At 69.4% G+C, this 16,544-nt stretch carries 17 protein-coding genes and 2 pseudogenes; 9 read left to right on the top strand and 10 right to left on the bottom strand.

The window, feature by feature from the left end:
- The first annotated feature begins 2 nt into the window (after positions 1–2).
- On the top strand, positions 3–425 hold the full coding sequence (locus ACWZHB_RS15510; protein ID WP_427908642.1) for a hypothetical protein: 423 nt from the start codon (positions 3–5) through the stop codon (positions 423–425).
- A gap of 124 nt (positions 426–549) precedes the next feature.
- Here ACWZHB_RS15510 and ACWZHB_RS15505 read toward each other — a convergent pair whose 3' ends face one another.
- Both ACWZHB_RS15505 and ACWZHB_RS15500 read right to left on the bottom strand, forming a co-directional pair.
- Positions 550–1,557 (bottom strand): HAMP domain-containing sensor histidine kinase, encoded by a 1,008-nt coding sequence (locus ACWZHB_RS15505; RefSeq protein ID WP_427909177.1) that lies wholly within the window; start codon positions 1,555–1,557, stop codon positions 550–552.
- Positions 1,558–1,583: 26 nt separating this feature from the next.
- Entirely contained in the window at positions 1,584–2,285 is a 702-nt protein-coding gene (locus tag ACWZHB_RS15500; RefSeq protein WP_427908641.1) for a response regulator, read from the bottom strand.
- Positions 2,286–2,527: 242 nt separating this feature from the next.
- Between ACWZHB_RS15500 and ACWZHB_RS15495 the strand changes: the two genes are divergently transcribed.
- Positions 2,528–3,445: a DMT family transporter gene (locus tag ACWZHB_RS15495; RefSeq protein ID WP_427908640.1), complete on the top strand. Its 918-nt coding sequence runs from the start codon at positions 2,528–2,530 to the stop codon at positions 3,443–3,445.
- Here ACWZHB_RS15495 and ACWZHB_RS15490 read toward each other — a convergent pair.
- Positions 3,419–4,099: a TetR/AcrR family transcriptional regulator gene (locus tag ACWZHB_RS15490; protein ID WP_427908639.1), complete on the bottom strand. Its 681-nt coding sequence runs from the start codon at positions 4,097–4,099 to the stop codon at positions 3,419–3,421. The two genes, ACWZHB_RS15495 and ACWZHB_RS15490, sit on opposite strands and share 27 nt — an antisense overlap.
- A 147-nt stretch (positions 4,100–4,246) precedes the next feature.
- Here ACWZHB_RS15490 and ACWZHB_RS15485 point away from each other — a divergent pair, with 147 nt between their 5' ends.
- Together ACWZHB_RS15485 and ACWZHB_RS15480 are read left to right on the top strand one after the other, a co-directional pair.
- Positions 4,247–5,821, top strand: coding sequence for a succinic semialdehyde dehydrogenase (locus ACWZHB_RS15485; protein ID WP_427908638.1), 1,575 nt, complete (start codon positions 4,247–4,249; stop codon positions 5,819–5,821).
- Between the two features lie 59 nt (positions 5,822–5,880).
- Complete coding sequence (locus ACWZHB_RS15480) at positions 5,881–6,708, top strand: SDR family NAD(P)-dependent oxidoreductase (RefSeq protein WP_427908637.1); 828 nt, start codon at positions 5,881–5,883, stop codon at positions 6,706–6,708.
- A 67-nt stretch (positions 6,709–6,775) separates the two neighbouring features.
- Here the strand turns inward: ACWZHB_RS15480 and ACWZHB_RS15475 are convergent, their stop codons facing one another.
- Together ACWZHB_RS15475 and ACWZHB_RS15470 are read right to left on the bottom strand one after the other, a co-directional pair.
- Complete coding sequence (locus ACWZHB_RS15475; protein ID WP_427908636.1) at positions 6,776–7,588, bottom strand: putative protein N(5)-glutamine methyltransferase; 813 nt, start codon at positions 7,586–7,588, stop codon at positions 6,776–6,778.
- Between the two features lie 73 nt (positions 7,589–7,661).
- The gene (locus ACWZHB_RS15470) at positions 7,662–8,534 is read right to left on the bottom strand and encodes a YdcF family protein (protein ID WP_427908635.1); all 873 of its coding nucleotides are present in this window, start codon (positions 8,532–8,534) and stop codon (positions 7,662–7,664) included.
- 163 nt (positions 8,535–8,697) lie between these two features.
- On the opposite strand from ACWZHB_RS15470, the gene ACWZHB_RS15465 reads away from it, so the two are divergent.
- The gene (locus ACWZHB_RS15465; RefSeq protein ID WP_427908634.1) at positions 8,698–9,549 is read left to right on the top strand and encodes a bifunctional 5,10-methylenetetrahydrofolate dehydrogenase/5,10-methenyltetrahydrofolate cyclohydrolase; all 852 of its coding nucleotides are present in this window, start codon (positions 8,698–8,700) and stop codon (positions 9,547–9,549) included.
- A gap of 33 nt (positions 9,550–9,582) precedes the next feature.
- On the opposite strand, the gene ACWZHB_RS15460 is transcribed toward ACWZHB_RS15465, so the two are convergent.
- From ACWZHB_RS15460 to ACWZHB_RS15450, 3 genes and pseudogenes are all read right to left on the bottom strand, one after another.
- Entirely contained in the window at positions 9,583–10,788 is a 1,206-nt protein-coding gene (locus ACWZHB_RS15460) for a hypothetical protein (protein WP_427908633.1), read from the bottom strand.
- 111 nt (positions 10,789–10,899) lie between these two features.
- Positions 10,900–11,289, bottom strand: a pseudogene (locus tag ACWZHB_RS15455) (L,D-transpeptidase); the annotation flags it as partial.
- A 328-nt stretch (positions 11,290–11,617) separates the two neighbouring features.
- Positions 11,618–12,277, bottom strand: coding sequence for a cyclodeaminase/cyclohydrolase family protein (locus ACWZHB_RS15450; RefSeq protein ID WP_427908632.1), 660 nt, complete (start codon positions 12,275–12,277; stop codon positions 11,618–11,620).
- A 150-nt stretch (positions 12,278–12,427) separates the two neighbouring features.
- Between ACWZHB_RS15450 and ACWZHB_RS15445 the strand changes: the two genes are divergently transcribed.
- The gene (locus ACWZHB_RS15445; protein ID WP_427908631.1) at positions 12,428–13,465 is read left to right on the top strand and encodes an LLM class F420-dependent oxidoreductase; all 1,038 of its coding nucleotides are present in this window, start codon (positions 12,428–12,430) and stop codon (positions 13,463–13,465) included.
- Between the two features lie 63 nt (positions 13,466–13,528).
- Here ACWZHB_RS15445 and ACWZHB_RS15440 read toward each other — a convergent pair whose 3' ends face one another.
- Together ACWZHB_RS15440 and ACWZHB_RS15435 are read right to left on the bottom strand one after the other, a co-directional pair.
- Positions 13,529–13,864, bottom strand: coding sequence for an STAS domain-containing protein (locus ACWZHB_RS15440; RefSeq protein ID WP_427908630.1), 336 nt, complete (start codon positions 13,862–13,864; stop codon positions 13,529–13,531).
- Between the two features lie 131 nt (positions 13,865–13,995).
- Positions 13,996–14,199, bottom strand: a pseudogene (locus ACWZHB_RS15435) (STAS domain-containing protein); the annotation flags it as partial.
- Between the two features lie 92 nt (positions 14,200–14,291).
- Between ACWZHB_RS15435 and ACWZHB_RS15430 the strand changes: the two are divergent.
- From ACWZHB_RS15430 to ACWZHB_RS15420, 3 genes are read left to right on the top strand one after another with little or no spacing between them, the layout of a single operon-like run.
- Positions 14,292–14,771 (top strand): cation:proton antiporter regulatory subunit, encoded by a 480-nt coding sequence (locus tag ACWZHB_RS15430; RefSeq protein ID WP_427908629.1) that lies wholly within the window; start codon positions 14,292–14,294, stop codon positions 14,769–14,771.
- 60 nt (positions 14,772–14,831) lie between these two features.
- Positions 14,832–15,314, top strand: coding sequence for a cation:proton antiporter regulatory subunit (locus tag ACWZHB_RS15425; RefSeq protein WP_427908628.1), 483 nt, complete (start codon positions 14,832–14,834; stop codon positions 15,312–15,314).
- 10 nt (positions 15,315–15,324) lie between these two features.
- Positions 15,325–16,518, top strand: a complete 1,194-nt coding sequence (locus ACWZHB_RS15420) for a cation:proton antiporter (protein WP_427909176.1) — start codon at positions 15,325–15,327, stop codon at positions 16,516–16,518.
- The last annotated feature ends 26 nt before the right edge of the window (positions 16,519–16,544 follow it).

The following is a 16,544-nucleotide window of genomic DNA, read 5'->3' as shown; positions in this document are numbered from 1 at the left end:
GCATGGAACGCCCGGACAGCGGGGAACCCGCCGACGGCGCCGTCGGCCATGCCGCCGCCTGCCAGCCCGCCGTCCCCGGCCGAACAGCGCTGCTCTCACGACTCGCGGCGAGCAATGTCGCGAACGGCACCGAGCCATCGGAGTTCGGTGCGGCGGGTGGGGTTTCCGGGCCCTCGGCTGACTCCGAGGTCTTCGTGAGTACTGCCGTCGAGGCACCGCCGCCCACCTTGGGGTCACTCGCGGCGCCGGAGTCGGGCGCGATGTTCGCGGCCGCCTCGCTCGCCGGGCCGGAAGCCGCGGTCTCGCCACTCGTGACAGGATCGCCCGTGGCGGCACCCGGCGAAGCGGTCGCGGTCGTGTCGGCACTGGGCGAAGCGGTCGCGGTTGTGTCGCCACTGGGCCCGGCGGCGGTTTTCTCAGTCTGATCAGCGCCGTGATCAGCCGCTGGTGCCTCGGGTATCGGCTTGTCGGACATGGGGTTTCCCCTCCTGGAGATGTGCGAATGCGTCCCGGCACCGAAGCGCCGGGCGGGTGAACGGGATGTAGGTGTCAGTCCGTGGGGAGGACGACGCGGATGCGGGAGCCGGGGTCGGCGACGGCGATGGTGCCGCCGTGCAGGTCGATCACCCAGCGGGCGATGGCCAGGCCGAGGCCGGTGCCGCCGCCGTCGGTGCGACCGCCGCGGGTGAAGCGGTCGAAGACGGTGGCGCGCTCGGCTTCCGGGATGCCGGGGCCGTCGTCCTGGATCTCGAGCACGGTGCCCTCGGGGCGGGTCGAGGCCGAGACCCGGACCTCGCCGCCGGACGGACCGTGCCTGGCGGCATTGTCGAGGAGGTTGAACAGCACCTGATGCAGGCGGGCCCGGTCGGCGAACACGATCGCGTCGGCGGGTTCGATGGCGGTCGTGAACCGGACGCCACGGCCGAGCGCGGCGGTCATCACCTCGGCTTCGGCGATCACCGCCGCCAAAAGCGGTGCCAGCGGCAGGCTTTCGCGATCCAGGGTGAACGCGCCCGCTTCGATGCTGGACAGATCAAGGAGTTCGGAGACGAGCAGGCCGAGGCGCTCGGTCTGGGCCAGCGCGGTGCGCAGCGTCGCCGGGTCGGGTTCGCTCACGCCGTCGACCAGGTTCTCCAGGACGGCGTGCAGCGCGGTCACCGGCGTGCGCAGCTCATGGGAGACATTGGCGATGAGGTCGCGACGTTGCCGATCGGCGGCGGCCAGGTCGGCGGCCATCTGGTTGAACGCGGTCGCCAGCTGACCCACTTCGTCACGCGAGGAGGCCCGTACCCGAAAGCGGTAGTCGCCCTGAGCCATTCGCCGGGCGGCCGAGGTCATCTCGCGTAGTGGCCGGGTGATGCCGTGTGCGAGGAACTGCGAGGTGAGCAGCGCGATCCCGATCGCGGCCACGGTGGTGCGCGGCGGCAGCCAGCCGATTTTCAGCCGGAAGTACCCGAACGCGACTCCGCCCGAACACAACATCAACACGGCCAGCTTGAGCTTGATCGAGCGCAGCCGATCCAGCGGCCGCGGCAGCACCTCCGCGATCCGGTCCATCAACGCGGCGGCGCGCTCAGGCGCCGTCATCGCGCGTCCAAGGCATACCCGACACCGTGTACGGTGCGGATGAGATCGGCACCGAGCTTGCGCCGCAACGCTTTCACATGCGAATCCACCGCGCGCGTCCCGGCCGCATCGGACCAGTCCCAGATGTCCTCCAGGAGCCGCTCCCTGGCCAGCACCGCTCGCGGACGCTGCGCGAACCGGGTCAGCAAGTCGAATTCCAGCGGGGTCAGGCGTGCTTCGGTGTCACCGCGCCACACCCGCCGCTCGGCGAGATCTATCCGCAGATCGCCGACGACGATGCTGTTGTCGCCGCGCTCGGTGGCCCGATCCACCCGCCGCAACAGGGCGTGCACCCTGGCGGCCAGCACCCGCATCGAGAACGGTTTGGTGAGATAGTCGTCGGCGCCGACCCCGAGACCGACGAGCTGGTCGGTCTCGTCGGTGCGCGCGGTGAGCATGAGGACGGGCACCGGACGCTCGGCTTGAATCCGGCGGCACACCTCCAGGCCGTCGAACCCCGGCAACATCACGTCGAGAACCACCAGATCGGGTTCTCCCGCCAGAGCCGCCGCCACCGCCGCGGGGCCGTCGTGTGCCAGGTCGACGGTGAACCCCTCGGCCCGCAACCTGGCGGCCACGGACTCCGCGATCGTCACCTCGTCATCGACCACCAGGATCCGGCGTGCCGCCGGTCCTGTCCCGCCCCCACTGTTTTCCATGGTGCGACCCTAGCGAGCGGGTGTGGAGGGTTGCGTCGCCAAATGTGGAGATTCTGTGTGGAGTACACTCGCGCCGTGCACAAGTGCTTCCGTTCCACGCCGCCCCCCGCCTCCTGAGCGAGGTGCCCCGCCGCGCTTGAACCGCGCGCGTACCGGCCGAACAGGCCGCTCGTCGACTTGTGTCCACTCCAGCACCTCGCTTCTCGCGACCCCCTCACCTTCTGTCGCAGGAGCGCACACCCATGTCTGTTTCGCTGTCGGCCCGCGCGGGCACAGCTGATCTCGTCATCGCCGGAATCCTCTGGGGGACCGGCGGCATACTCGGCACCCTCGTCCAACGATCGACCCACCTGTCCCCGGTGGCAGTCGCCGCCGTACGCCTGGCCGTCGGCGGGTTGCTGCTGGTGGGACTGTGTGTTCTCACCCGAAGGGCGATCCCGCGGGGCGCACCCGCGTGGCACCGCATCGGCGTGGTCGCCGTGCTGGCGCCGGTGTTCCAAGGCTGCTATTTCGGCGCGGTCGCCCTGTCCTCGGTGAGCCTGGCGACGCTGATCACCATCGGCATGTCCCCGGTCGTCGTCGCGGTGATCGAACACCTCACCGGCCGGCGAACACTCGATCGCACCCGCGCCCGCGGCATCGCCTTCGCGCTGACCGGGCTCGCGCTGCTCGTCGGTACACCGGGCGCGAGCGGGTCGGCGGTTCTGCTCGGCGCAGCCATGGCACTGGGCGCGGCGACCGCCTTCGCCGTGCTCACGGTGATCGTCGCGGTCCCGGTCCCCGGTCTCGATCCCGTCACCAGCACCGGTCTCGGTTTCACCGCGGGCGCGATTCTGCTCGCCGTCCCGGCAGCCCTCACCACCACCGCGATCCACACCACCGCGAACGGTGTGCTGGGCGTTCTCGCCCTCGGGCTGTTCCCCACGGCGATCGCCTACACGCTCTATTTCCGTGGTCTCACCGAGGCGGGCGCGGGCACCGGAGCACTGCTGGCCCTGCTCGAACCGCTCACCGGCACCCTGCTGGCAGTGCTGTTCCTGGACGAGCGACTCGGCGTCGCGGGCTCGGCCGGTGCGGTGCTGCTCTCGATCGCGCTGCTCACGGCAGGTCGGACCGCCGCCGAACCCGAGGAGCTACGGGTCGGGGAACAGGCCGGGTAGTTCCATCGCGTAGGCGAGATCGTCGCGAGTGCCGAGGGTGACGAGCAGGACGCGAATCATGGTCACCCTGGCCTCCGACGCCAGCGCCGGATCGGGATCGCTGCCCGGCTCGCTGTCGGCGGTGAGCCGGTAGACGACGTACTCGCACACGTGCAGCGCCGCGTCCAGATCGAGGGGCGCGGGCACCGGGCGCCCGAGTTCGCCGAACGTCTTGCGCACCAGATCGCGGATGTCGTCGAGCGCGCGTTCGCGGTAGGCCGAGACAACCGAGCGGGGATCGTGCAGTTCGGCGAACAGCGGCCGCAGCATCGGACCGTGCCCGCGCGCCCAGTCGACATACGCGTCGATCAGCCGGATGCCCAGCTGGACCGGTTCCTCGGTGCCCATGAGCGCGTCGCGGATCCCGCCGACCAGGCCGTCGTTCGACGCGTCGAGCACCGCGTGCAGCGGCTCGGACGCATTGCCGAAATAGCGGTAGAAAGTGGGTCTGGCCAGCCCGGCCTCTTCGATGATCTGGGCCACGCTCATCCCGCGCGATCCGTTGCGCGCGAATACCGCGGCGGTCGCCAAGACGATCCGGGCGCGGACCTCCTCGGCCTGCTCCTGGGTCTGCGGCGGGCGCCCACGACGCACCGCGGCGGAATCCTCGGTCATCGCACCTCCCTCACCGTCACTGTTCGCGCACTGAAAGCTTGACACGAACCAGGGCGCTGGCATTAATCTAACACTAGTGTTCAGTAAATAACCTGAACGTGCGCGACCAGATCCGCGTGACCCATCTGTTGAGGAGAAGGGCCGACAATGACGACAGCCCCCGAGCTGACCGCCGAACCCACCGCGCTGCCCACCGCGCTGGTCAAGCCCCTGTTCGAACGCGGTGTCGCCGGTGGCGCGCCGTCGGTCGAGGTCTTCGCCCCGGCCACCGGGCACAAGATCGGCGACCTGCCGCAGTCCTCGGTCGACGACATCGAGCGCGCGTTCGCCGTGGCCCGGCACGCGCAGCGCGACTGGGCCAAGGTGCCGGTGAAGCAGCGCGCCGAGATCGTGCGCCGCTTCCACGACATCGTGCTCGCCGAGCAGGACACCATCCTCGACATCGTGCAGACCGAGACCGGCAAGTCCCGGCCGCACGCCTTCGACGAGATCGCCGACGTCGCGCTGAACGCGCGCTACTACGCCACCGTCGCGCCCAAACTGCTCGCCGACCGGAAGCCGCGCGGCGTGCTGCCGGTGCTCACCTCGGTCGAGGTGCACCACCGGCCCAAGGGCGTCGTCGCGGTCATCTCGCCGTGGAACTACCCCCTCGCGCTGGCCGCCTCCGACGCGCTGCCCGCCCTGATCGCGGGCAACGCGGTCATCGCGCGCCCGGACAACCAGACCGCGCTCACCGCACTGTGGGCCATCGACGCCGCCGAGCGGGCCGGGCTGCCGCGCGGTCTGTGGCAGGCGGTGCTCGGCCGCGGTCGCGAAATCGGTGGTGACGTGATCGCGCGCGCCGACTACGTCGACTACACCGGTTCCAGCGCGACCGGCCGGACCATCGCCCAGCAGGCCGGTGAGCGCCTGATCGGGTACTCGCTCGAGCTCGGCGGCAAGAACCCGCTGCTCGTACTGGCCGACGCCGATGTCTCCAAGGCCGCCAAACTGGCTGTGCGCGCGTGCTTCTCGTCGGCCGGTCAGCTGTGCGAGTCGATGGAACGAATCTACGTCGACGCCTCGGTCTACGACCAGTTCGTCGCGGAGTTCGTCGGCAATGTCAAGAACATGTCGCTCGGCGGCGAGCTCGACTACAGCCGCGACATGGGTTCGCTGACCTTCCCGCGCCAGCTCGAGACCGTCTCCGCGCACGTCGACGATGCCGTCGCCAAGGGGGCCAAGGTGCTCGCCGGTGGCCGCGCCCGTCCCGATCTCGGCCCGTACTTCTACGAGCCCACCGTGCTCGCGGATGTGGCGCCCGGCATGACGGTCTACCGCGAGGAGACCTTCGGCCCGGTCGTCTCGGTGTACAAGGTCGACTCCGACGACGCCGCCGTCGAGGCCGCAAACGACACCGCCTACGGCCTCAACGCCAGCGTGTGGAGCCGGGATGTGAACCGCGGCAAGGAGATCGCCGCCCGGATCAACGCCGGTTCAGTCAACGTGAACGAGGGCTTCAGTGCTGCCTGGGGCAGCGTCGACGCGCCGTCGGGTGGTCTCGGCATCTCCGGGCAGGGCCGTCGCCACGGTCCCGAAGGGCTGCTGAAGTACATCGACACCCAGACCATCGCGGTCCAGCGGTTGCTGCCGATCGCGCCGCTGCCCGGCATGTCCGAGCAGATGTGGGCCAAGACGATGACGCTGGTTTTCGGTGTCATGAAGACGCTGCGCCAGAAATAGACGCGCCAGAAATAGACGCGCCAGAAGTAGCGGAACACGAGCAGGGGTAGGTAGCGCACATGAAGTTGGAAACGGTCGCTGGCAAGCGGGTGCTGATCACTGGCGCCGCTATGGGTCTGGGCAAGCTGTTCGCGGAGAAGGCTGTCGCCGAGGGCGCCGACGCGGTGGTGCTGTGGGACATCAACGAGCTGGCGCTGCGCGAGACCGCCGCGCAGCTGACCGCCGCGGGCGGCAAGGTGCATCACTACGTGGTGGACGTGTCGTCGCAGGATTCGATCCGCGAGGCGGGCGAGGCGGTGCGCAAGGAGGTCGGCGGCATCGACATCCTCGTCAACAACGCGGGCATCGTGCGCGGCAACACCTACTTCTGGGAAACCGAGAACCGCGCCGACATCGACAAGACGATGGCGATCAACTCGCTGGCGCCGATGTACGTCACCCTGGAGTTCCTGCCCGGCATGGTCGCCGGTGCCGGCCAGGCGCGTGTGCTCAACATCGCGTCCTCGGCCGGTCTGGTCGCCAACCCGCGCATGGCCGTGTACGCGGGGTCGAAGTGGGCGGCGCTCGGCTGGTCGGACTCGGTGCGCCTCGAGCTCGAGCAGGCGGGCCACGACCACGTGAAGGTCACCACGGTCTGCCCGACCTACATCAACACCGGCATGTTCGACGGCGCGAAGGGCATTCTGTTCACCCCGATGCTCGAGCAGCACGATGTCGTCGACACCTCGTGGTCGGAGATGAAGCAGGGCGGCGCGCTGGTGGTGATGCCGTGGACCTCGCGGATGAACCGCGCACTGACCGGCCTGCTGCCGATCAAGGTTCGCGACCTGTACCTGAACGCGGTGGGCGTGTACCACTCGATGGATCAGTTCACCGGACGCAAGTAGGCCCGGCCTGCACCCGCGAGGACGACGTCGTCGCGGGTGCACGACATTCGGCGGCTCCGCCGCGCATTCAGGGTGACTCGATTGCCCTGGTTCCGAGGACGACGGTGGCATAGCGCTCCTCGGAATGCTCCACCCGCGCAGTGAGCCCGAACTCGGCGAGCACCGCGCACGCGGTGCCGACCTGGCCGGTCCCGGTCTCCACCAGGACCGTGCCGCCCGGCGACAGCCATTCGGCCGCGCCCTCGGCCACCCGGCGGAACACGTCGAGACCGTCCGCGCCACCGTCGACGGCGACGAGGGGTTCGTGTTCGCGTGCTTCGCGCGGTAGATCCGCGACTCGGGCGCTCGGCACATAGGGGGTGTTCGCGAGCAGCACGTCGATGCGCCCGCGTAGGTCGAGGGGGAGCGCGCCGAACAGATCGCCGCTGAAGACCGGTGCGTTCAGCGCGGCTAGGTTCTCCCGCGCGCACTCGACCGCGATAGGGTCGATATCGGCGGCGACCAGTTCGACATCGCACCCGAGGACGCGCAGTTCGGTCGTCGCCGTGAGCCCGAGCGCCCCACTGCCGCAACACAGGTCGACCACGCACGCCCGTACCGTCCCGGGAGCGACGCCGGCCACCGCCTGTTCCACCAGAAACGCGGTCCGTTGTCGCGGGACGAACACCCCGGGCCGCACCCCCACCCGGACACCGCGGAACTCGACCCAGCCGAGCAGGTATTCCAGCGGCGTCCCCGAAACCCGCTGCGCGACCAGCTCGCTGAGGCGGTCGGCGTCCTCAGCAGCGGCCTCGAGCAGCAGCGCTGCCTCGTCCTCGGCGAACACGCAGCCCGCGCGTCGCAACGTGGTGACCACCGCAGCGGTTTCGGTAACGCTCATGGGCCGATTGTGCCCGGCCGGGCAACCGAATTATCTCGCCGCGTCCACCCTGGCGGGGTCACCTGCGACCACGTCAGCGCGAAGTATCGAGCTCGAACGTCCGGGTCGCGTCGAGGTAGATCCCGCGCTGGGCACTGCGCGCGGGTGGGGGCAACTGCGAAACCAGCTGTTCGAGCGAGGTCATCGCCCCGACCACTGCGGTGCCCGCCACGATGAAGTCGGCGACCGCGCGCCGGATGTGGTTCGGCGAGGTCACCACCACCGCGCTGGTCGCACCGAGATCGCGGAGCAGTCGCGTGCTGAACAGCGCGTTCTGCACCGTCGAGCCTGCCCGATCCTCGACATGGATCCGATCGCCCGGCAGCCCTCGCGCGACCAGCCAGCGCCGCATCGCCTCGGCCTCGGAGATCCCGTTCTGCGGATTGCCGCCGGTCACGATCACCGGGGAGAAGGGTGCGGCGATCGCCTGCAACCACGCCGCGGTGAGACGATTCTCCAGCTCGGGGCGCAGCGCGCCGTCGGGCAACAGGCCGTAGCCGAGGACCACGATGCCGGTCTGCGGACCGACCAGCGCGGGCAGTGGGTTGGGCAGGGTGGCGGCGGCCGCGGTCACCGCGTGCAGCACGTGGTTGGTGCCGGCCGCTTTGCCGGGGTCGATCCCGCCGAGCCGGGTCAGGGCGTCGCCGACCGCAGCCGGGTCGCCCGCGTAGTGCGACCAGATCGCCTGCAGCGCGAGCGCATCGGCGTCGTGCGGGTCGGCGGCGATGAGGGCCCGCAGGTCGGCCCGTCCCGCGGCGTCGTCACCGTCGGTGAAATGCCGCTGCGCCGAGTTGTAGAGCGCCGCCACATCCGCTTCGGCGGCGGCTGGGCCGACGGTGGTGCCGGTCAGCGCGGCGGTCGCCAGGACGGCGGCGGCCAGGTGTTTCCAGTGCCTCGAGATCTTCACGACAGTCGCAACCCTTCCCGCGAACGGTTCGGTACGTGCTGGCAGAGCAGAGCTGCCGACACCCTACGACCGCGTATTCGGGCCGCGGTGGACCTCGACCACCTTGCGCGCGTCGCGGCCCGGCGACAGGCCGTCGGGCCCGCGGCGGATAAGGTGACTCACCGTGGATACCGCTTCGCTGACCGGCAAGGAACTCGCCGCCGCCATCAACGCCGACTCGAAACAGCGCGCGGCCGCGCTCACCGCCGCGGGCACCGCGCCGACGCTGGCGCTGATCGTCGCCAACGACGACCCGGCCAGCGCCTGGTACGTGAACTCGCTGCGCAAGGCCGCCGAACGACTCGGAATCGCCTGCGAGCGCATCGATCTCGGTGCCGACGCGAGCGCCGAGACGATCCGCGCCGAACTGAGCGCGCGCAGCGCCGACGCGGCCACCGACGCGATCATGCTGCAGACTCCGCTGCCCGCGGGCGTGAACCTCGACGACGTGAGTTCCGCGATCGCCGCGACCAAGGACGTCGACGGCGTCAGCCCGCTCTCGCTCGGTTTGCTCGCCTCCGGCCTTGACGGTTTCGTTCCCGCCACTTCCGAAGCCGTCGTCGAGTTGCTCAAGCATCACGGCATCGCGCTGCAGGGCCGCCTCGTCACGGTGGTCGGGCGCTCCAATGTCGTCGGCAAGCCACTCGCCCAGCTGCTGCTCGCCGAGAACGCGACCGTCACCGTGGCGCACTCGCGCACCGCGGACCTGGCCGCGGTCACGACCCCGGCCGATATCGTGGTCGCCGCGGCGGGCCGGATCGGTCTGGTCACCGGCAAGCACATCGGTGACGGCGCCGTGGTGATCGACGTCGGTACCAATGAGGCCGCGGACGGTGGGATCGTGGGCGATGTGGACGCGGCATCGGTCATCGGCAAGGCGGCGGCGCTGAGCCCCGTCCCCGGCGGTGTCGGCCCGGTGACTACCGCGTTGCTCATGCGCCACGTGGTCGTCGCGGCCGAAAAAGCCCGCGCCTGAGCGCGTTTCGCGATCTGACACCCTCGTTCGGGTCTAGCGCGGCGCCGCCCCGAACGAGGTGATCAGCGTCTTGTTGCCGATCTGCGCCGTCCCCACCAGCTGCGGTGTGTAGGTGCTCGGCGCCGAATCCGGCCGGAACGCGGTGATTTTGACCAGGTACTGACCGGCGAAGGCGCCCGGCGTGATCTCCACGCAGTGTGTGGTTCCCACCGGCGTGGAGTCGATCCCGGCCTGGATGGCGGCCGCGGAGGGCGCGGCGGCGTCGGACGCCACGAGGGTCCGTGCCTGATCACCGGATCGCGCAACGTAATACGCGTGCTGGAAGGCCAGGATCGCCGCGATGCCGGACTCGGTGCCGCCTGCCCCGTTGCCCCGCGCCATGGTGCCGATCTGTTCGGTCGGGCACGCGGCCGTCACCGGACTCGCCGAACTCGGCACGAGCGGAGTGCTCGCGGACGTGGATGCCGGGTCGGGCCCGCGCAATTGGACATAGGTGCCGCCGAGCAGGACGGCACCGGCCACCGAGGCGACCAGCGGTGCGACCCACCGGGGCACACGCCGTCGCTTCGAACGGTCGATCATCCGCGCGAAGACTTCGTCGTCACCGTTGTAGTCGGGTGCGGGGCGCGAAGGTTCGCTCTCCGCATCGCGCGCGTCAGGTGTGGAGTGTGCCGAAAAGGCGTCCGCGGAACGATGATCGGGCGCGGGGCGCGGCGGGAAGGTGTCTGCGCCGCGGAAGTCCGGCGTGGGGCGCGATGACGAGGTGTCCGCACCACGGTCCTCGGGTGCGGGCCGCGAACGCTGGGTGTCGAAGCTGGGCCGGGGGTGCTCGAGAGTCGCCCAGGTGGGGGGTGGGGAGGTGATGATCGGCAGTTGATCGGTGTCGGGCCCGTTGTCCTCGATCGAGAACGCGGTGTCCGGAACGCGGTGGCGCGCACCGGGATCGAATTTCCCGCCGACCACGGGCAGTCGATCGGTGGCGTAGGGATCGGCCGCCTCCGCCCGCTCGGCCGCACGAATTACGGCTGCCGAAACGACCGGAATACCGGCGGGCGTCGTCGGTCCGCCTTCGATGCGATGCCGGGCGCCGCTGTCCGGCTGCTCGTTCAGCCGTCGTGGCCGTGGCGCGGCGAGGTCGCGGGACCGCCGAATCGGGGTGACAGCCGCGAGCGGAGCACCGGCCGATCCCGGGTCGTGCTGTCGAGCCCCGATCGGTCTGTGCGCTTCCGGTCGATCCATCGCCCCACCTTCATCAGGCTCGTCGCCGTCAGGGTATGTCCCGCAACGATTTCGTTACGGGCACGATACTGCCCTGACGGCGCGTTCGCCGAATGCCACGAGGGAAAATGTTTACCAGTGGACGTAGACCTGATCGCCGATGCCGACATTCTCGTAGTACCAGGCGGCGTCGTCGGGTGCGAGGTTGATGCAGCCGTGGCTGACATTGGCGTTGCCCTGCGAGTCCACCGACCACGGTGCCGAGTGCACCATCACGCCACCCCAGGTCAGGCGCACGGCGTATTCACCGTCGATGATGTAGCCCTCCGGATCCTCGAGCGGGATGCCGATGGTCCGCGAATCGAACACCACCGAGCGATCCTTCTCCAGGACGCTGAAGGTGCCGGTGGGCGTTTCGAAACCGGGCTTGCCCATCGAGGCGGGCATCACGCGCGTCTGTCCGTTCGCGGTCACCGTGAACGTGTGGTTCGACAGGTCCGCGTCGGCGTAGGTGCCGCCGCCGTACTGGGTGCGCTGGTCGCCGATCAGGTCGGCGGACGCGGCTCCCGACCAGGACGCGGCCAGTAATGCCGCCATGATCGCGACGAACAGGAAACGAAATGCGCTTCTCATAAACGCCACCCCTTCACTCACTCGTAGGCGGAAACCAAGTCTAGGCCGCCATGATCAACTCGACCTATCGAAGTGGTAACGGCCGACGGGTCAGACGGTGTGTCGGCTTGCGTTCGCGCAGGTGAGGCCCGGATGAAACGTTCTCAGTTCGAGACCGGCGCCACCGCGCGACCCGGCTGCGGCAGCGGGGAGATCGTGCTCACCGCGGACCGCTGACTCAGCTGCGAACGGCGTGCAGCACGTCGCCGTGCAGGGCGTCGGCGCGGGCCGCGATGGTGTCAACGCGGAGCAGCGCGGCCGCGAACGGGTCGCCCAGTTCGGCGGGCAGCGAGCCCACGTTGATCTCGATATTGAGCTGCGAGCTCATCGCCGCGGCCCTGGCGGCATCGGCGGCGGCGCCGATGTCGGTGACCACGTTCGGATTGCCGATCGGCAGCAGTTCGGCGGCCAGCGAGAGGATTTCGTCGGCCTCGTCGACCACGGCGGCGGGCACGCGGGCGGCCTCGACCAGTGCCGCGTTGATCGCCGCGGTGCGGGCGGCGATCTCGGCGTCGGTGTCCTTCGGCAGCTTGTAGGCCGCACCCACGGCGGTGAACGCGGCCGCGTCGGCGTCGGCGAGGTCGAGTGCCCTGGCCAGCGCGGCGTCGGCGGCCACGATGATCTGATCGATCACCGGGCGGTTCTGCGCGTCCTTGGCGCGCGTGGTGTAGCGCGCCACCATCGCCACCAGCGCGGCGGCCTGCGCGGCGTGCAGCGCGGCGACGGCGCCACCACCGGGTGCGGGCACCTTCGCGGCCAGCTCCGACAGATAGTGCTCCAAGGTCACCGAACCGAAGGAGGGGGCGATCTGCTGCGGCGAAACGGTGGGCTGCGACACGACGGGGAGGCCTTTCGATGTGGCGAGAAGTGCGTGGAATCTTCCCCTCAACGCTACCGCGTGCCCGGCCGCGCACCCCGCGCGACCAGCACCTGTGCCGACGGACCGACCGGTCGGGGTGTGCGCTGTGCCCGAGGCTATGTTGAGAGCATGCGGATCGGATTGAGCATCAACTACACGGACGGTTTCAAGGAGACGGCGGCCGAGGTCGCCGACCTGGAACGCGCCGGCCTCGACATCGTCTTCGTGCCGGAGGCGTACTCGTTCGACGCGGTGAGCGCGCTGGGCTTCCTGGCCGCCCGCACCGAGCGGGTGCAGCTGGCCTCGGGCATCCTGCAGCTCTACACCCGGACCCCCAGCCTCACCGCGATGACCGCCGCCGGCCTGGACTACGTCTCCGACGGCCGCTTCATCCTCGGCATCGGCGCCTCGGGCCCGCAGGTGATCGAGGGCTTCCACGGCGTCCCCTACGACGCCCCGATCGGTCGCACCCGCGAACTCCTCGAGATCTGCCGCAAGGTGTGGCGCCGCGAGAAGCTCAACTACCAGGGCAAGTACTACCAGATCCCGCTGCCCGCCGAGCGCGGCACGGGTCTCGGCAAAGAACTCAAGCTGATCAATCATCCTGTCCGCGAACACATTCCGGTGCTCCTGGCCGCCCTCGGCCCGAAGAACGTCGAGCTGGCCGCCGAGGTCGCCAACGGCTGGCAGCCGATCTTCTTCCTGCCCGAGAAGGCCAACGATGTGTGGGGCGACGCGCTCGCCGCGGGCAAGGCCAAGCGCGACCCGGCGCTGGGCGAGCTCGACATCTTCGCCGGTCCGGCGCTCGCGATCGGCGAGAACGTCACCGGGCTGCTCGAGTTCGTGAAGCCGCACCTGGCGCTCTACATCGGCGGCATGGGTGCCAAGGGCAAGAACTTCTATCACACCCTCGCCACCAAGTACGGCTACGGCGAGGCCGCCGACCGGATCCAGGAGCTCTACCTGGCCGGTGAGAAGCAGGCCGCGGCCAAGGCCGTGCCCGACGAGCTGGTGCGCGACGTCTCGCTGATCGGCCCGGAGAGCTTCGTCAAGGAGCGGCTCGTCGCGATGGCCGAGGCGGGTGTCACCACGCTCAACGTCACGCCGATCGCGGAGAACGCCGCCGGTCGCGTGAAGCTGATCGAGCAGCTGCGCTCGCTCTGCTGACACCCACCGACGACAAACGCGCCGCCTGCCGGAGTTTCCCGGTCGGCGGCGCGTTCTGCTATGTCAGGACGCGAACGACGCCAACGCGGCGTCGAGGGTGGTGTGCATGGCGAACACCTGGTCCAGGCTCGTCATCTTCAGCTGACGACTGGTGGCGGGTCCGTCGGCGACGACCGCGATCGAGGTGGTCTCGCCTGCCCGCTGATGCGCGGCGACGAGCGTCGCCATGCCCGCCGACGCCAGGAACCCGACCGCGGTCAGGTCGATCACCAGCGCCGCCGGTTTCTCGGCCAGGATCGTCTCGATGGTGGCATCGAGCGCGGGTGCGGTCGCCAGGTCGACCTCGCCGGTCACCGTCAGCACCGTGACGCCGTCGTGCACCGCCGTCGTGGTGGTCATCGTGTCCGTGAGTGGATACGCGTCTCCGGAAGAGTTGGTCACTGTTCAACAACACACAACTTTGCCCGAATACGCAAGCCACAGCGGTGCTCGCCACCGGATCGCCATGGTAGGCGTCGGTGGCGAAGGTCCTAGATCTGCTCGCCGCCGAGGCCGGACAGGCGACCGTGGCGTGCTTCGGAGGCGGCGTTGAGCCCGATGATCTCCACCGTCTTGCCCTTGCTCGCGTACTCGGTGGTGATGGCGTCGAGCGCGGCGACGGTGGAGGCGTCCCAGATGTGGCTGTCGGACAGGTCGATCACGATGTTCGCCGGATCGTCGACGTAGTCGAACCGAGGTGATCATGTGAGGTCGGTGTTTCGGCTGGTATGGCCGGGTGCGCAGGGTAGGGGCTGGTGTTATTCCGATCTGGTCGTACTGTGAGGGCGTGAACATCGATGTGACGCCTTTACCGGGAATCGGCGTGTGCAAGGACTTTCCGCTGGCGGAGGCGCGCCGCCGGATCGGCGTGATCGAACACCGCGACGGCTCCGTCGAGCTGGTCGTCTCGCGAGCGGGCGACTACGACTCGACCACCTCGATTCCCTTGTCCGACACCGAGATCGGTGTGCTGGCCGGATTACTCGGGGCGCCGCAGGTGGTGCAGAAGACGCGCGAGACCCACAGTGCGGGCGAGCTGTCGACCAGGCAGTTCGCGATCGACCGCGGCAGCCCCTTCGACGGCCGCCCGTTGCGCGACACCGAGATGCGCACGCGCACCAAGGCCTCGGTCGTCGCGGTGGTCCGCGCGGGTGAGGTAACGCCTTCGCCGGGAACGGATTTCACCTTCATTCCCGGTGACCTGGTTGTCGTGGTCGGCACCGACGAGGGGCTGGACGCGGCCGGACGGCTGCTCGACGCGGGCTGACAAATCCATGCGGTTGGTAAAGGGCAGGTAAGGTATCCCTAGCTGAGGTTAGGTGATCCCATGAATGTAGAAGTGACATCCCTGCCGGGAATCGGTGTCCGCAAAGAGTTTTCACTGTCGAAGGTGGACCGCCGGATCGGCATCGTCGACCACCGCGACGGCGAGACCGACCTGATCTTCACCAAGGTCGGCGACCCGGATTCGACCGTCCAGATTCCCCTGTCCGCGGTCGAGGCCCGCACGCTGGCGAGCCTGCTCGGCGCACCGCAGTTGGTCGCGCAACTGCGCGAGGAACACCGCGAACTCGATGGGGTGAGCACGCGGTCGATGCTGGTACCGCCGAACTCGCCGTACGCGTCACGCCGCCTGGGTGACACCGAGCTGCGGACCAAGACCCGCGCCTCGATCGTGGCGGTGCTGCGTGCGGGTCAAGTCCTGGCCTCACCGGGACCGGAGTTCGTGTTCGCCGGCGGCGACATGGTCGTCGTGGTCGGCACGAATGCCGGACTCGACGCCGCCGCTTCGATCCTCACCGACGGCTGAGCCGGTGCAGATCAGTGGAACCGCGCTGGCATTGATCCAGCTGGGGGCTGTGTTCTTCGGGTTGGGTGTGCTCGGGCGGATCGCGGCCCGCATCGGCCTCTCGCCCATCCCGCTCTACCTGCTCGGGGGGTTGGTCTTCGGCACGGGCGGGCTGATCGAGCTGCACGAGGTCGAGGACTTCATCCACATCGCCAGCGAGATCGGCGTCGTGCTGCTGCTGTTGCTGCTCGGTTTGGAGTACACCGCCGGTGAATTGGTCACCGGTATGCGCAAATCGTGGCCCGCGGGTCTGCTCGACCTGGTGCTCAACGCGACGCCCGGCGTCATCGTGGCGCTCATGCTCGGACTCGGGCCGACGGGCGCGATCGCGATGGCGGGCGTCACCTACATCTCGTCCTCCGGCATCGTCGCCAAGGTGCTCAACGACCTGGGCCGGCTCGGTAACCGGGAGACGCCGACGATCCTGTCGATCCTGGTGTTCGAGGACCTGGCGATGGCGGTGTATCTGCCGGTGCTCACCGCGGTGCTGGCCGGTGTCGGTTTCGTGGCGGGGATGACCACGGTCGGGATCGCGCTGGTCGCGGTGACCCTGGTGCTCGTCGTCGCCCTGCGCTACGGCAAATACGTCTCGGCGATCGTGGCGAGCGAGGATCGCGAGATCTTTCTGCTCAAACTGCTCGGGTCGGCCCTGCTGGTGGCCGGTATCGCCTCGGCGGTGCAGGTGTCGGCGGCGGTCGGGGCGTTCCTGCTCGGCATCGCGATCTCCGACTCCACCGCCCACGACGCCACCAAGATCCTCGAACCGCTGCGCGATCTGTTCGCGGCGATGTTCTTCGTGCTGTTCGGGTTGAGTACCGATCCGACGACCATCCCGCCGGTCCTCGGCTGGGCGGTCCTGCTGGCCGTGGTCACCACCCTCACCAAGATCGCCACGGGCTGGTGGGCGGCCAAACGCGCGGGCGCGTCCCAACTGGGCCGGGCCCGCGCCGGTACGGCCCTGATCGCGCGCGGTGAGTTCTCGATCGTCATCGCGGGCCTCGCGGTGGCCGCGGGTGCGGTGCCCGACGAATTCGCCGCCCTCGCCACCACGTACGTGCTCCTGATGGCGATCATCGGCCCGATCGGCGCCCGCATCGTGGAACCGGTCATGCGCCTGGTGGTCGGTCGCAAGCAGCGTGTGCAGGTCGATCCGCACGCTGAATGACACCCCGCGCCGAATGCCCCTGCTCG

This window comes from Nocardia sp. FBN12, assembly GCF_054031145.1.
The sequence above is the reverse complement of the archived record's forward strand: the minus strand, read 5'-3'. Positions and strand labels throughout refer to the sequence as shown.

Excerpts from the sequence above, each read along its gene's own strand:
- ACWZHB_RS15510 (WP_427908642.1), top strand. The coding sequence starts at position 3 with ATGGAACGCCCGGACAGCGGGGAACCCGCCGACGGCGCCGTCGGCCAT.
- ACWZHB_RS15505 (WP_427909177.1), bottom strand. The coding sequence starts at position 1,557 with ATGGACCGGATCGCGGAGGTGCTGCCGCGGCCGCTGGATCGGCTGCGC.
- ACWZHB_RS15500 (WP_427908641.1), bottom strand. The coding sequence starts at position 2,285 with ATGGAAAACAGTGGGGGCGGGACAGGACCGGCGGCACGCCGGATCCTG.
- ACWZHB_RS15495 (WP_427908640.1), top strand. The coding sequence starts at position 2,528 with ATGTCTGTTTCGCTGTCGGCCCGCGCGGGCACAGCTGATCTCGTCATC.
- ACWZHB_RS15490 (WP_427908639.1), bottom strand. The coding sequence starts at position 4,099 with ATGACCGAGGATTCCGCCGCGGTGCGTCGTGGGCGCCCGCCGCAGACC.
- ACWZHB_RS15485 (WP_427908638.1), top strand. The coding sequence starts at position 4,247 with ATGACGACAGCCCCCGAGCTGACCGCCGAACCCACCGCGCTGCCCACC.
- ACWZHB_RS15480 (WP_427908637.1), top strand. The coding sequence starts at position 5,881 with ATGAAGTTGGAAACGGTCGCTGGCAAGCGGGTGCTGATCACTGGCGCC.
- ACWZHB_RS15475 (WP_427908636.1), bottom strand. The coding sequence starts at position 7,588 with ATGAGCGTTACCGAAACCGCTGCGGTGGTCACCACGTTGCGACGCGCG.
- ACWZHB_RS15460 (WP_427908633.1), bottom strand. The coding sequence starts at position 10,788 with ATGGATCGACCGGAAGCGCACAGACCGATCGGGGCTCGACAGCACGAC.
- ACWZHB_RS15445 (WP_427908631.1), top strand. The coding sequence starts at position 12,428 with ATGCGGATCGGATTGAGCATCAACTACACGGACGGTTTCAAGGAGACG.
- ACWZHB_RS15440 (WP_427908630.1), bottom strand. The coding sequence starts at position 13,864 with ATGACCACCACGACGGCGGTGCACGACGGCGTCACGGTGCTGACGGTG.
- ACWZHB_RS15425 (WP_427908628.1), top strand. The coding sequence starts at position 14,832 with ATGAATGTAGAAGTGACATCCCTGCCGGGAATCGGTGTCCGCAAAGAG.